The sequence below is a fragment of the Stenotrophomonas veracruzanensis genome (assembly GCF_032911525.1).
GTDB lineage: Bacteria > Pseudomonadota > Gammaproteobacteria > Xanthomonadales > Xanthomonadaceae > Stenotrophomonas > Stenotrophomonas africana.
The window spans coordinates 269,208-283,569 of record NZ_JAWJTI010000001.1; the positions used below are offsets into that span (position 1 = coordinate 269,208).

Genomic DNA, 14,362 nt, shown 5'->3' on the forward strand with positions numbered 1-14,362 from the left:
GAAAAGGCCGGCGAATGCCGGCCTTTTCCGTTTTGCAGAGTCGCGCCATGCTCGACTGAGGTTGAATGCAGTCGAGCATGGCTCGACTCTACAAATGGCGCTTACAGCGAGCGGCTGATGGTGAAGCTGCCGAACACGGGGGCTTCGCGCTGGCCGTAGAACTCGCGGGTGCTGTGGTAGCGCGCTACCGCGAACTTCCAGCGGCCGTACATCAGCGCCATGCCGTAGCCACCCTGGGCCACCACGTGGCGCTTGTCCACGCTGTGGCTGCTGCGGAACGTGTTGCCGTCCAGGGTGATGTCGCGGATCATCCACGCCGCGTCGGTGGTCACGAACATGTGCCATGACCAGCCATTGGGGCGACCGCCACGCGTCGGCGCCGTGTTCTCACCGGCCGGACGCAACGGCGTGCTGCCGAAATCATCGGGCAGCTTCCAGCCGAAACGCACTTCGCCACCGGCATTGGCCTTGGTTTCCAGGTTGCCGATCGCACCACCGTAGTGGCTGATCGCATCCCAACCCCAGCCGCCGGCATTGATGCTGGCATCGGCCGGCCAGCGGCGCATGCGCTCGTGCGTCAGCATGAACAGCGGCTCGTTGCGCAGCTGGTTGTCCCAGCCCTCGAACTTCTTGTCGCCCAGGATGTTGTGCACCGCGTCCTGCACCTGCTTGCCCTGGGCCCACGGGCCGACCACGCCCAGCGTCAGCTGGGTGGTCTGCAGGCGGTCGCCGCTGCGCGCGTTGAAGCCGAAGCTGGCGATCAGTACACCGGCATAGGGGCGGTCATCCTTGATCAGATCGCGGCGGGCCGGATCGGTCGGGGTGAAGATGCCCTGGCCGATGCTGAAGATCATGTTCTGCTGTTCGAACCTGCCGGGGTGCAGGCCTTCCAGATACTGGTTCACCCAGCGTGCCATGCGCGGCAGGCACGGGTCGTCGGTGTAGTCGACCAGGTTCGGCGAGACCAGGGTCAGCTGCGCGCCGTTGGTGTACCCCTGGTCCTGGTGGCGGCCACCGAACAGGTCGTTGTCGACGCGGAAGTTGATCTGCGGTGGGTGGTCGCGCATTGCGTCCGGACCACATTGTTCGGCGGCCTGGGCGGCAAGCGGGAGGGCGGCAGCGAGCAGGCCGGACAGCCCGAGGGCCGTGAGGCGGCGTTGGGAAGGGGGGCTCATGGGTGGGGCGGATTCTTTTGTCGTTTTATGCCGCGACACGGTACCCCCAGGCGGCGGTTGAAACGACTACACGGCGGTCACTTGTCTGTTCCGAAAACAACATTGTCCACCTGACACAATGCGATACATGAGGTGGGTCGGGATCGCGCGGTGTTGAGTGGCGGGATCGGACCACGCGTGTCGGCACCAGCATCTTCAGTCAGCTGCGGTTGTGGTTGGGGCCGTCCATGCCCTATTCTCTGCGCCGACGCCTGGGGGGCGTCGCCAAAGGATTCAGGTCCCAGACCCTTTCTCAACCCATGGATTGTGCTTCGCCGTCGGCGAAGTGCTGGATGACTCATATGAACAAATCGAATTCGCTCGCCCATGTGCTGGCCTGCGCGCTGCTGGGTGCCGGTCTGGTGGCCGTCAGTGCCCCGGCGTCGGCGGGTCTGCGCGACAGCTTCGCCAACAGCCGCACCTCGGCCCAGGAACAGAGCAAGAAGGGCCAGGCCGAGATTCCGGTCTGCACCAAGCCGCTGGGTTCCATCTCGGTGATCGAGCCGGAAGACGTGGTGAACTGGTGGACCGGCCAGCAGTTGCCGGCGCCTTCGAAGCTCATCAAGGTCTTCGTCAACAAATCCAAGTGCTTCACGCTGGTGGACCGTGGCGTCGGCATGGCCGCAGCCCAGGCCGAGCGCGCGCTGGCCAGCGAAGGCCAGCTGCGTGGTCGTTCCAACATCGGCAAGGGCCAGATCCGCGCCGCCGACTACGTGCTGGTGCCGGACCTGATCTCGCAGAACAGCAATGCCAGCGGCAACGCCATTGGTGGCCTGCTGGGCGGCCTGATCGGCGGCAAGGCCGGCGCCGTGGTCGGCGGCCTGAACTTCCGCAGCAAGACCGCGGATGTGACCCTGACCTTGACCGACGTACGCTCTTCCGAGCAGGTGGCCATCGTCGAGGGCAACTCCAAGAAGACCGATCTGGGCTGGGGCGCCGGTGGCGGCCTGTTCGGCGGTGGCGGCATCGGCGCAATGGGCGTGGGTGGCTATGCCAACACCGAAATCGGCCAGGTGATCACCCTGGCCTACCTGCAGGCCTACACCAACATGGTGGCCGAGCTGGGTGGTCTGCCGGCCAATGCATCGGCGGCCAACGCCGGCCAGGCCGTGACCATGCTCAAGGCCGGCCGCCTGCTGGCCAATGCCAAGGGCACCGGCGCTCCGGTGCGCTCGCTGGAGCCGGGCATGCTGCTGTACCCCACCGGCGTCAAGGAAGGCACCATGTGGGAAGTGGAAGACGAAATGGGCAACAAGGGCTGGGTCAATTCCACCCTGATGGAAACGGCCAAGTAAGCCGCCCGCGTGCCGGTTCCGTGCCGGCACGCGTCGCCTGCCGGACCGGCCTGCAAGGGCCGGCTCCGTCAAGTGCGGAGGCCGTCTGCAACGCAGCGGCTCGCCGATGCCGCTTTTGACTTTGATGAATACTCTTGGGTTTGTTGCCCTGCGGCCCGATAATGGGTCCATGGAAATCAAGTCCGACAACCCCGACCACGGCTTCCAGTTCCCCGGCCAGTTCGAGCTCAGCGCAATGGGCCCGGCCAACCGCGGCCTGGAGCACGAGCTTCCCCGCCTGCTGCTGGCTGCCGGCATTGATGTCGTCAATGAGCGCATCAGCTGGAAGCATTCGTCCAACGGCAAGTACGTGTCCGTCCGCATCGTGTTCAAGGCCGAGAGCCGCGAACAGTACGACCTGGCGCACCAGGCACTGCGTGACCACCCGGAAGTGAAGTGGACGCTGTAGCCGACAACTGCCCGGCCCAAGCCGCCCCCGAGGACCGCGCGCCGCGTCCGGCCCTGGTCCGCGACCTCGGCCGCCAGGCCTATGAGCCGGTGTGGCGGGCCATGCAGCGCTTCACCGACCAGCGCAGCGATGCCGACGCCGACGAGCTGTGGGTGGTCGAGCACGACCCGGTGTTCACCCTGGGCCAGGCCGGTAAGGACGAGCACGTGCTGGCGCCGGGCGAGATCCCGGTGCTGCACGTGGACCGCGGCGGACAGGTGACCTATCACGGCCCCGGCCAGATCGTGGTCTATCCGTTGCTGCGCCTGCCGCGGCTGGGCATCGGTGTGCGCGATTACGTGTGCCGCATCGAGCAGGCCATCATCGACACCCTGGCCGAGTGGAACATCGGCGCCGAACGCCGCGAGGGCGCTCCGGGCGTCTACGTCGGTGGCGCCAAGATTGCCGCGCTTGGCATCCGCGTGCGCCGCGGCTGCACCTTCCATGGCCTGGCGTTCAACGTGTCCATGGACCTGGAACCTTTCCACCGTATCAACCCCTGTGGCTATCAGGGGTTGCAGGTGACCTCGGTGGTAGACTTGGGCGGCCCCTCCGGGATGAATGCCGTCAAGCCGGTGCTGCTGGACCACCTGGCCCGCCAGTTCGGCCTGCTGCTGCAGCACACGCCGGAACTGCCTGATCTTTCTGCGGCCGCCTGACCGCCCCCCGGAACTGCCATGACTGAAACCACCGCCCGTTCCATTCCCCTGCAGATCGTGCAGGGCGACTCTCCGTCCGCCGCGCCGTTGCAGGCCGGGGTCAAGCAGCTGGGCGGTGACAAGATCAACCGTTCGCCGGTGCAGTTCGCCGACGCGCCGGTGCTGCGCAAGCCGTCCTGGATCCGCGTGCGCATTCCCTCGGGCAATGCCGTGCAGAACCTGAAGGCCAAGCTGCGCGAGAACCGTCTGGTGACCGTGTGCGAGGAAGCCAGCTGCCCGAACATCCACGAGTGCTTCGGCCACGGCACCGCCACCTTCATGATCCTGGGCGAGGTCTGCACCCGCCGCTGCTCGTTCTGCGACGTGGCCCACGGCCGCCCGAAGCCGCCGGATGCCAACGAACCGGCCAGCCTCGGCCAGACCGTGGCCGACATGGGCCTGAAGTACGTGGTGGTGACCAGCGTCGACCGCGATGACCTGCGCGACGGCGGTGCCCAGCACTTCGTCGACTGCATCACCGCCATCCGCGAGAAGTCGCCGGGCACCCGCATCGAAGTGCTGACCCCGGACTTCCGTGGCAAGGGCCGCATGGAGCGCGCGCTGGAGATCCTGGCGCAGAACCCGCCGGATGTGTTCAACCACAACATCGAAACCGTGCCGGACCTGTACCGCAACGTGCGTCCGGGCGCGGACTACCAGTGGTCGCTGAACCTGCTGAAGAACTTCAAGGCGCAGCATCCGGAGGTGCCGACCAAGAGCGGCATCATGCTGGGCCTGGGCGAGGAGTTCGAACAGATCAAGGCCACCATGCGCGACCTGCGCGCGCATGACGTGGACATGATCACCATCGGCCAGTACCTGCAGCCGACCGCGCACCACCACCCGGTGCTGAAGTACTGGACCCCCGAGGACTACAAGGCGCTGGAAGACTACGGCTACGAGCTGGGCTTCAGCCACGTGGCCTCCGGCCCGATGGTGCGCTCTTCGTACCACGCCGACGTACAGGCCAAGGGCGCCGGCATTTCCTGAGATGGGTGCGGACCGTTGGTCCGTACGCCTTCGCCAGCCATGGCCCGGCGCTGCCAATGGGTGTCACCACCATCCTGGTGGCTGCGGACCGTTGGTCCGCACGCCTTCGCCTGCATTCACAATTTGCTACACCGGCCCGGCTAGGCTGGTTTTCCACCGAGCGCGGCCGGGTGACAAACCCGGCAACTTTCGGCACTGTCGTGGTGTCCTAACACCCCGCAGTCTCCCCCTTGGCAAGGCGCCTTCGAGCACGTCAATGAAATTCAAAGCCCCCGCATTCCTGATGGCCCTGGCGCTGGTTGCGCCGCTGGCGTTGGCGGCCAAGGCCGACTCGCCCGCATTGCCCGCGGCGGCCACCGCCGATCAGGTGACCACCTCCAAGCTGGTGTACGGCCTGCTGTCCGACAGCCGTTACGCCTACCGCCCGCGCGCGCTGGACGAGGCCACCTCCAAGGACGTGTTCAAGCGCTACCTGGAGACGCTGGACGGCGGCAAGCAATACTTCACCCAGGCCGACGTGGCGCGCTTCGCGCCGTTCGAAGCCAACATCTCCTCGGCCATCCGTGGCGGCGAGCTGGAGCCGGCGTTCCAGGTGTTCGCGGTCTACAAGCAGCGGGTCGGCGAGCGCGTGGCCTATGCGCGCAAGCTGCTCAAGCAGGAGCCGGATTTCACCACCGACGAGCGCTTCGAATACGACCGCAAGAAGGTGCCGTGGGCGGCCAGCAGCGCCGAACTGGATGAGCTGTGGCGCAAATCGGTCAAGAACGACTGGCTGCGCCTGAAGCTGGCCGGCAAGAAGCCGGACGACATCCGCAAGACGCTGGACAAGCGCTACGCGACGCTGGAGAAGTCGGTCAACGAGCTGAAGGGCGAAGACGTCTTCCAGTTCTTCATGAATTCGTACACCAGCGCGGTTGATCCGCATACCGATTACTTCACTCCGCGCACCGCCGAGAACTTCAACCAGGCGATGTCGCTGTCGCTGGAAGGCATCGGTGCGCAGCTGCAGCGCCAGGACGATGTGGTGGTGATCCGCGAGATCATTGCCGGTGGTCCGGCCGCAGTGGACGGCACGCTGAAGCCGGGTGACCGCATCGTTGGCGTTGGCCAGGGCAAGTCCGGTCTGGTCGAGGACGTGATCGGCTGGCGCATCGACGATGTCGTGGCCAAGATCCGTGGCGCCAAGGACACCCAGGTCAAGCTGGAATTCATTCCGGCTGCCGAAGGTGCCGACGGCAAGCACCACACCCTGGTGCTGACCCGCCAGAAGGTGCGCCTGGCCGAACAGGCTGCCAAGGGCGAGACCATGACCATCCCGGCCGCCAACGGTGAGCCGGCACGCAAGATCGGCGTGATCAAGCTGCCGACCTTCTACCAGGACTTCGAAGGCCGTCGCCGCAATGCGGCCGACTACGCCTCGGCCACCCGCGACGTGGCCAAGCTGCTGGCCGGTTTCAAGAACGACAAGCTGGATGGCGTGGTGCTGGACCTGCGCAACAACGGCGGTGGTTCGCTGGATGAAGCCATCGAACTGACCGGCCTGTTCATCGAGCAGGGCCCGGTGGTGCAGGTGCGTGAGTCCGGTGGCCGCGTCACCGTCAACAGCGACCGCAACCAGGGCGTGGCGTGGGATGGCCCGCTGGCAGTGCTGATCAACCGCGGTTCGGCCTCGGCGTCGGAGATCTTCGCCGGCGCCATCCAGGACTACGGCCGTGGCCTGGTGATCGGTGAGACCAGCTTCGGCAAGGGCACCGTGCAGAACATCGTCGACCTCGACCGTTGGCCGAGCGGCGAGACCCAGCGCTTCGGCCAGGTCAAGCTGACCATTGCCCAGTTCTTCCGCATCAGCGGCAGCAGCACCCAGCACAAGGGTGTGGTGCCGGACCTGGCCTTCCCGGCCAGTGTCGATGCCACCGAATTCGGCGAGAGCACCTACGACAACGCGTTGCCGTGGACCCGCATCGCCGCCGTGCCTCACACCCAGTACGGCAACTTCGCGCCGCTGCTGCCGAAGCTGGAAACCCGCCACGACACCCGCATCGCCACTGACAAGGAGTTCCAGTGGTGGAACGAAGACGTGCAGCAGTTCCGCACCGAGGCCGCGAAGAAGTACATCTCGCTCAACGAGGCCACCCGCCGCGCCGAGCGTGAGCGCCAGGACACCCAGCGCAAGGAGCGCCAGGTGCAGCGCAAGGAACTGGGCCTGGCCCTGGACCCGCTGGCCGATGACAGCAGCGATGACGGCCTGACCGGCAACGAGCGTGACATCGTCAAGGATGCCGCGCGCGAGAAGGCTGCCGAGAAGCGTCCGGACCCGCTGCTGCGCGAGTCGGCCTCGATCCTGGCCGACGCCGTGAACCTGCTGGCCAATGACCGCCCGCTGTCGGCACAGGTGCTGCCGCAGTCCACCGGCGCCGGTCGCTGGGCCGACTGAGCCGGCAGGACGCGTGTGTATTCGAGGGGCCGGCATTGCCGGCCCCTTTTCGTTTGGGCGCCTCCGTCCCGTCAGCGCCGGGCCATGCCCGGCGATCCATGTGCCGGAAACGACTTAATCCCCTCCGTCCCCTTTTACGTGCATGAACCGGCAGCAACGGGGTGACCCGGTCATGCCGGCTTCGACCTGCCGCACACGGCCGCGGGACTACCCTTGGCGGTAACGTCCTCGCAGGAGTACCCATGCGGGCCTCCCGTCTTTCCAGTGCTGTTGTGGCGCTTGGCAGCGCCCTGGTCCTGTCGGCCTGTGGTGGCCGCGCCGCCGACAGCACGTTGCTGCGCGAATCCTTCGATTCCGGCGACACGTTCTCGCGTACGGTCGACGGTCGTCCCGGCGACGCCTGCGAAGCAGCGCGGCGCACCCTGCTCAGCCAGGGCTACGCCATCGCCCGTTCCGACGAAGCGCAGGTGGAGGGCAACAAGAACTTCCAGCCGCGCGAAGACGACCACGAGCAGCTGGTGCTGCGCATTTCCTGCGCGCCGCGTGGCAGCCAGACGCTGGTATTCGTCAGCGCGGTACAGGACCGCTATGCGCTGAAGAAGAGCCCAACGTCAGCCAGTGTCGGCGTCGGTGCGCTGGGCTCGGTGTCGCTGCCGTTCGGCAGCAATGACGACTCGCTGGTGAAAGTGGCCAGCAGCACGGTCACCGATGCCGGGTTCTATCAGCGCTTCTTCCAGCGCCTGCAGCAGTACCTGCCGGCGACTGCAGGCACGCCCGCACCACCACCGGCCGCGCTACCGCAACCTGCACCGGCCAGCACGGACCAGGGTTGAGGGTGCGCGCCAGTTTGATCGGCGTGGTTCTGCTGCTGGCGCCTGCGCTGGGCAGCGCGGCCATGGCGCCGGACTGCAGGCAAGGCCTGCTGCAGCGGCTTGGATGGCGCTTCGACGAGGCCATGGTCAGTGCACCCCAGGTGCATGGCGGTCCGGTATGCACGCGCGCGTCGCTGGCTGAAGCACAGGCGGCGGGCGATCTGCGCGTGCAGTGGCCGGCCGGAATGCCCGCTGCGGCCCGCCAGGCAGTGCTGCAGGAACTGCTGGATGACCCTGCGACGGTCTGTGCCTATGCCTTCCAGTTGGGCGCAGCCACGCACCGTGCAGCCTCGGCATTGCAGGCCAACCCCACCTTCCGCTTCTCCGGCCCGCAGCTGGGCTGGATCGGCTTCGGCCTGCAGGGGCCGCGCGCGCAAGGCTGGCAGCGCACGCGCAGTTTCGGTCGCGGCTTCGTGCCCAGCGCAGGCAACAGTCAGGCGCTGCAGGCCTTCTACACTGGTGCTGTGCGTGCCGAATGTGGTGTCGGTCGCCAGGTCGCGCAGCTGGCCACCCAACGCGAGCTGTATGGCGATGCAGCATTCGATACGGAGTTCGCTGCGGATGAGCTGTCGATCGGCACCTTCCTCGCCCTGCATGGGACCGACAGCATCCTGCTTGGCGCGCATGCCGGCGATTTCTTTGCCGATGGCAAGGCAGTGCGTACCTCGGCGATGGGGCGCCAGGCGTTCGTCGGTGTGCCTGGTTTCATCGAGCATGTGTACGACAAGGGCATGCTGGACGACCTGAGCAACCAGGCCGAGAACTTCGTGGTGGTCGATGTGGGGGCAGACGCTGCGCAGGCACTGGCGATGCACGGTGGGCTGGCCTGGTACGACCAGCGCAATGCCGAACTCTGGAAACTCGCGCAGGACATCCCGCGCATCGGCCAGCGCTACTTCGAGCGCCTGCTGTTCGAGCGCGATGCGGACCTTCGTGCACGGCTGGAACCGCGCTACCACGCCACGCTGGCACGCATGGACCAGCTGCTGGACGATCCGTTCTACCAGCAGTTCGTGATCTATGTGCACCCACGCGGTATACGTCCCATCGGCTACCACGTCGCCCGCCTGCTTGATCGCAACCCACGAACGCCGTTTTCGATCGACCTGGCGGTGCACAATCTGCATACCACGCTCTACCGGCGTTGGCGCGAGGCGCAGCTGCGCCACTGCGCGGCTACCGGCAGGCCAGGCAGCCTGACCCTAGACCCCAAATGAAGGTGAAACAATGGACATTGCAATGATCGGCCTCGGCCGCATGGGCGCCAACATGGCCCAGCGCCTGCATCGCGACGGCCACCGCGTCGTTGGCTACGACCCGGGCGAAGGCGCCCGCCAGCGCGCCGCCGAGGCCGGCCTGGACGTGGTGGATTCGCTGGCAGCTGCCGTGGCTGCGCTGCCGGTACCGCGCGTGGTGTGGCTGATGGTGCCGGCCGGCGAGACCGTCGACCAGACGCTGGGCCAGCTGACCCCGCACCTGGCCGAGGGTGACATCGTCATCGACGGCGGCAACTCCAACTACCAGGACTCGATCCGCCGTGCCAAGGCGCTGGCCGAGGACGACCTGGGCTATGTTGACTGCGGCACCAGCGGTGGCGTGTGGGGGCTGCAGGAAGGCTACAGCCTGATGGTCGGTGGCGAAGCGGCGGTGGTGGAGCAGATCGCACCGCTGCTGCGCACGCTGGCACCGGCCGAAGACCGTGGCTGGGGCCGTGTCGGCCCGTCCGGTGCTGGCCACTTCACCAAGATGGTCCACAACGGCATCGAGTACGGAATGATGCAGGCCTATGCCGAAGGCTTCGCGCTGATGGAGCGCAAGCAGGAGATGGAGCTGGACCTGGCCCAGGTGGCCGAAGTCTGGCGCCACGGCAGCGTGGTGCGTTCCTGGCTGCTGGACCTGAGCACCGAAGCGCTCAAGCGCAATCCGTCGCTGGATGGCATCGCCCCGTACGTGGAGGATTCCGGCGAAGGTCGCTGGACCGTGGCCGAAGCGATCGCACTCGACGTGCCGGCACCGGTGATCACCTTGTCGCTGCTGGAACGCCTGCGCTCGCGCGAATCCAATTCGTTCACCGACCGCCTGCTGTCGGCGATGCGCAACGAATTCGGCGGCCACGCCATCAAGAAGTCGTAAGCACCGCGGTGGGGTCAGAGCCCTTCGGCGTTGCCGAAGGGATCCGACCCCAGGCAGATCGGGGTCGGATCCTTTTCTGAAGGAAAAGGCTCTGACCCCATGCAGCCAGTCGAGCATGGCTCGACGCTACAAAAGCCCTCTCCGATCATTGCCACGTCATCCACGCATGGCGTGGATCTACTGGTCAGTCCAACGCGACCCGTCGGCCTTCACGCGCGCTGTCCATGCCGGCCTGCAGCAACCGCATCAGCTGCAGCGCCTGTACCGCGCTCACCGTTGGCTCGCCATCGCCATGCATCGCCGCCGCGAACTGCGCATACAACCGCCGGTAGTCGCCCGGCCGGTTGTCCACGGTACTGCGCTGCACATTGTCCTCGGCGTCGCAGCGCACCAGCTCACCATGCCGCGGGTCGATCCCCCAGCCCGGCGCACCGGGTGCCACACCTCGGCGTAGCTGCGCCTCCTGCACGTCCAGACCGTGCTTGATCCAGCTGGCCTTGCTGCCATGCACGCTGAAGTGCGGCGTCTGCGCTGCAACCAGCGAACCGGAATGGATGATCGCGCGATGCCGCGGGTAGTGCAGTACTGCGTGGAAGTAGTCGATGCCGGTACCACCTTCGCGCTGCACGGCCAGATCGGCATCGACCGCCTCGGGCCAGCCGAACAGCACCAGCATCTGGTCCAGCAGGTGCGGGCCAAGGTCGTACCACAGGCCGCTTCCCGGGCCGTCCTGTTCGCGCCAGCGCTCGCGCACCTGCGGGCGGTAACGGTCGAAGTGGGCGTGGCATTCGGCCACGTCGCCGAGCGTGCCTTCGGCCAGCAGCGCCTGCAGGGTGAGGAAATCCGCATCGAAGCGCCGGTTCTGGAACACGGTGGCGATGCGTCCGGCATCGCGTGCGGCAGCCAGCACCGTTTCGGCTTCCGCGACATCGAGCGCGAATGGCTTGTCGACCAGCACGTGCTTGCCGGCGGCCAACGCTGCGACCGCAAGCGGGGCGTGCTGTTGGTTCGGTGTGGCGATCACCACCGCATCCACTGCTGGATCGTCGAACACCTCTTGCGGCGTAGCGCGCACGTGTACGTCGCTGAACGCGCGCAGCAGGGTGCCGCGTTGCGAACTGACAATGCTGTGCAGCACCAGGCCCGGCGTGTGCTGGATCAGCGGTGCATGGAAGGCGCGGCCGGCAAGGCCATAACCGATCAGGGCCAGTTGCAGGTCGGGGCGCATGGCAGAGTTCCGGCAGTGGGAAGGGCAGGGTAAACGACGGGCCGTGGCAGGCCAAAACTGAACCGTTGCCGTTGGAAACGTTTCGATTCACGGCGGCATGACCGCAACGCCACGCCTGCTCCACGTGCGCTTGTCCAGACTGGCAGCACACACCAAAGGAGTACGACACGATGAGCAATACCACCCGTACGCTGATTGCTTCCGCCCTGACTCTGGGCCTGGCGCTGTCTTCCTCCGCCGCATTCGCCAAGGATCCGGCCGCGAAGAGCCCGCCGACCAGCACCCATCCGGCGACCCATGCCGATCGCCATGACTCCAACGAGCCGGTAACCGATACCTGGATCACCACCAAGGTGAAGGCCGATCTGCTGGCCAGCAGCAACGTTCCGGGCACCGAAATCAAGGTGGAAACCGTGAATGGCGTGGTCAGCCTCAGTGGCGCCGTGGCGAGCCAGGCCGAGAAGGAGAAGGCGGTGACCACCGCCAAGGGCATCAAGGGCGTGACCCGCGTCGATGCCGCTGCATTGAAGGTCAGCGCTGCTGCCAAGCGCTGACCCCGGTGGGCGCCCCGGCATGGGGCGCCCGCTGTTGCCTGGGGCCGAGCCCGGGCTCGGCGCTCCAGCGCCCGATTTCGAACCCGTTCAGCCAGCCACGCTGGAAATTCCAGAGTTGTGACCGCCTGCGCTATATTGCCGGTTCCGCCGCAGTGGGGGCCGGTAACGGCAGACGCTTTGCGGCTGTGCTGACGAGGAACTATGGCGCTGGTTTTCAGTGACGACATCTGGGACCGCTGGCGGTTGCCGGCTTTGGCGCTGGCCGCTGCCGCGATCATCGTGGTGCCGTGGTTGACCCTGCGCCACCTGCAGCAGGACAGTGAAGACGCGATGGCCTGGGTCAACCATACCCAGGCCGTCGGTGTGGCCCTGCAGCAGCTGCAGGCCGATGTGCGCGATGTCGAATCGGCTGCGCTGACCCTGTCCAAGGGTGTGGACGCGCCGGGCCTGCGCGAACGCATGGCCAAGGCCAATGAGCTCCCCGGTCGCCTGGCCGAACTGGGACGGATGACCCGCGACAATCCCGAGCAGTTGATCCGCATCGGCCGCATCGAGTCGATGCTGGAAGGGCGCATGGCGCTTGCCCGCGAACTGGCAAAGTCCGAGCCCAACAGTGACCAGCGCGAGCTGGTGCAGGACCTGAGCACGCGTTATCCGATCCGTGGCCTGGTGGAGGAGCTGCAGGCCAGCGAACAGAAACTGCTGACACAGCGCGCCGAGCAGGCCGCTCGCCAGCGCAGGCAGACCGAGCTGGTGTCGTGGAGTTCGCTGGTGGTGCAGTTGGCCCTGCTTGGCCTCGTGCTGTGGCTGCTGCAACGACAGATCGGCCGCCGCCTGCATGCCGAACGGCAGTCGCTGCGTTCGGCCGCACGTGCAGCCTCGGTGCTGCAGACCGTGCGCGAACCCATTGTGCTGCTTGACCGCGACCTGCGCGTGCAGCTGCACAATCCGGCTTTCGCCGAGCTGTATGGACTGCAGGATGAGCGCGCCGATGGCCTGTTGCTGGACACCGTCGGCGATGGCGCGTGGAAAGACCCGGTGATGCGCCAGCGATTGTCCGATGTGCTGCTGCGCGGCCGCGAACTGTGGGACTTCGAGCATGAACAGCGCGCTGCCGATGGCATGGTGCGCTACATGCTGCTCAACGCGCGGCGCATGCCGCTGCCGGACACCGACGACGAAGTGGTGCTGCTCACTGTCAGCGACGTCACCGTGCAGCGTGCCGTGCAACTGCGGGTGGAGGAACTGAACCGCCAGCTGGAAGGCAAGGTTGCGCAGGTCTCCGAGGTCAACAGGGAGCTGGAAGCCTTCAGCTATTCGGTCTCGCACGATCTGCGCGCGCCGCTGCGCCACGTTGCTGGATTCTCCGACAAGCTGTCACGCCATCTGGGCGACGCCGCCGATGACAAGAGCCGCCATTACCTGGAGGTGATCTCCAGTTCGGCGCGGCGCATGGCGACACTGATTGATGACCTGCTGGTCTATTCGCGGCTGGGCCGCGCGGCAATGCGCCAGCAGACGGTGGACATGCAGTCGCTGGTGGCCGATACCCGCGCCATGCTCGATTCCAACCTGCAGGCCGAGGCCGAGAGCAGCGGCCATGCGCACCATGTGGAGTGGAGCATCGCGCCGCTGCCGATCGTGGTGGGCGATGAGAACATGATCCGCCAGGTCTGGCTGAACCTGCTGGGCAACGCGGTGAAGTACTCGGGCAACCGCGAACCGGCAAAGATCCGCGTGGACTACCAGCCGCAGCCTGACGGCGGTCATCAGTTCACGGTCAGCGACAATGGTGCAGGCTTTGACATGGCCTACGCCGGCAAGCTGTTTGGTGTCTTCCAGCGCCTGCACAAGGCCAGCGACTATCCGGGTACCGGCATCGGCCTGGCCAGCGTGCGCCGCGTGCTGACCCGCCATGGCGGCCGTATCTGGGCCGAGGCCGAACCGGACGTCGGCGCCACCTTCCACTTCTACCTGCCTCCCGCGATCGACGCGGACAAACAAGGTCCCTCTGCATGACGACTCTGCGCACCATTCTTCTTGCCGAAGACAGCCCGGCTGATGCCGAAATGGCGATCGACGCCCTGGAAGAGGCGCGTCTGGCCAACCCCATCGTGCACGTCGAGGATGGCGTGGAAGTGATGGACTACCTGTTGCGCCGCGGTGCCTTCGCCAACCGCGAGGAAGGCCTGCCGGCGGTGCTGCTGCTGGACATCAAGATGCCGCGCATGGATGGCCTGGAAGTGCTGCGGCAGATCCGCGAGCATGAAGAGCTCAAGCGCCTGCCGGTGGTGATCCTGTCGTCCTCGCGCGAGGAAAGCGACCTGGCCCGCAGCTGGGACATGGGCGTGAACGCCTATGTGGTGAAGCCCGTGGATGTGGACCAGTTCTTCGGCGCGGTGCAGACCCTGGGCAAGTTCTGGGCGTTGATCAACCAGGCACCGGAACTCGAGTGAG

The 14,362-nt window shown here is 66.4% G+C and carries 13 protein-coding genes; 11 read left to right on the forward strand and 2 right to left on the reverse strand.

The window, feature by feature from the left end; genetic code table 11:
- Positions 1-101: 101 nt before the first annotated feature.
- Complete coding sequence (locus tag R1H25_RS01230) at positions 102-1,175, reverse strand: lipid A deacylase LpxR family protein (protein ID WP_317222386.1); 1,074 nt, start codon at positions 1,173-1,175, stop codon at positions 102-104.
- 341 nt (positions 1,176-1,516) lie between these two features.
- Here R1H25_RS01230 and R1H25_RS01235 point away from each other — a divergent pair, with 341 nt between their 5' ends.
- The 8 genes from R1H25_RS01235 (at position 1,517) to gnd (ending at position 10,123) form a co-directional block, all read left to right on the forward strand.
- Positions 1,517-2,509, forward strand: coding sequence for a CsgG/HfaB family protein (locus R1H25_RS01235; protein WP_049447832.1), 993 nt, complete (start codon positions 1,517-1,519; stop codon positions 2,507-2,509).
- A 169-nt stretch (positions 2,510-2,678) separates the two neighbouring features.
- Positions 2,679-2,957 carry a YbeD family protein gene (locus R1H25_RS01240; protein WP_005411067.1) on the forward strand — a complete coding sequence of 93 codons (279 nt, stop codon included), beginning with the start codon at positions 2,679-2,681 and terminating at the stop codon, positions 2,955-2,957.
- Positions 2,945-3,655, forward strand: coding sequence for a lipoyl(octanoyl) transferase LipB (gene lipB / locus R1H25_RS01245; RefSeq protein WP_049447831.1), 711 nt, complete (start codon positions 2,945-2,947; stop codon positions 3,653-3,655). The genes R1H25_RS01240 and lipB overlap by 13 nt, the downstream gene beginning before the upstream one ends.
- Positions 3,656-3,673: 18 nt before the next feature.
- Positions 3,674-4,684, forward strand: a complete 1,011-nt coding sequence (gene lipA / locus R1H25_RS01250; RefSeq protein ID WP_049447830.1) for a lipoyl synthase — start codon at positions 3,674-3,676, stop codon at positions 4,682-4,684.
- A 256-nt stretch (positions 4,685-4,940) separates the two neighbouring features.
- Positions 4,941-7,118, forward strand: a complete 2,178-nt coding sequence (locus R1H25_RS01255) for a carboxy terminal-processing peptidase (RefSeq protein WP_049447829.1) — start codon at positions 4,941-4,943, stop codon at positions 7,116-7,118.
- Between the two features lie 242 nt (positions 7,119-7,360).
- Entirely contained in the window at positions 7,361-7,951 is a 591-nt protein-coding gene (locus R1H25_RS01260; RefSeq protein ID WP_317222388.1) for a DUF2242 domain-containing protein, read from the forward strand.
- 17 nt (positions 7,952-7,968) lie between these two features.
- Positions 7,969-9,207 carry a hypothetical protein gene (locus tag R1H25_RS01265; protein ID WP_373695543.1) on the forward strand — a complete coding sequence of 413 codons (1,239 nt, stop codon included), beginning with the start codon at positions 7,969-7,971 and terminating at the stop codon, positions 9,205-9,207.
- Between the two features lie 10 nt (positions 9,208-9,217).
- Complete coding sequence (gnd, locus tag R1H25_RS01270) at positions 9,218-10,123, forward strand: phosphogluconate dehydrogenase (NAD(+)-dependent, decarboxylating) (protein WP_317222390.1); 906 nt, start codon at positions 9,218-9,220, stop codon at positions 10,121-10,123.
- A gap of 184 nt (positions 10,124-10,307) precedes the next feature.
- On the opposite strand, the gene R1H25_RS01275 is transcribed toward gnd, so the two are convergent.
- Positions 10,308-11,351, reverse strand: coding sequence for an oxidoreductase (locus tag R1H25_RS01275; RefSeq protein WP_317222391.1), 1,044 nt, complete (start codon positions 11,349-11,351; stop codon positions 10,308-10,310).
- Between the two features lie 170 nt (positions 11,352-11,521).
- Here R1H25_RS01275 and R1H25_RS01280 point away from each other — a divergent pair, with 170 nt between their 5' ends.
- The 3 genes from R1H25_RS01280 (at position 11,522) to R1H25_RS01290 (ending at position 14,361) form a co-directional block, all read left to right on the forward strand.
- A complete protein-coding gene (locus R1H25_RS01280) occupies positions 11,522-11,905 on the forward strand; it encodes a BON domain-containing protein (protein WP_317222393.1) in 384 nt (127 codons plus the stop codon).
- Positions 11,906-12,106: 201 nt separating this feature from the next.
- Positions 12,107-13,924: an ATP-binding protein gene (locus tag R1H25_RS01285; RefSeq protein ID WP_057499319.1), complete on the forward strand. Its 1,818-nt coding sequence runs from the start codon at positions 12,107-12,109 to the stop codon at positions 13,922-13,924.
- Positions 13,921-14,361, forward strand: coding sequence for a response regulator (locus R1H25_RS01290; RefSeq protein WP_005411057.1), 441 nt, complete (start codon positions 13,921-13,923; stop codon positions 14,359-14,361). Before R1H25_RS01285 ends, R1H25_RS01290 begins: the two co-directional genes overlap by 4 nt.
- The last annotated feature ends 1 nt before the right edge of the window (position 14,362 follow it).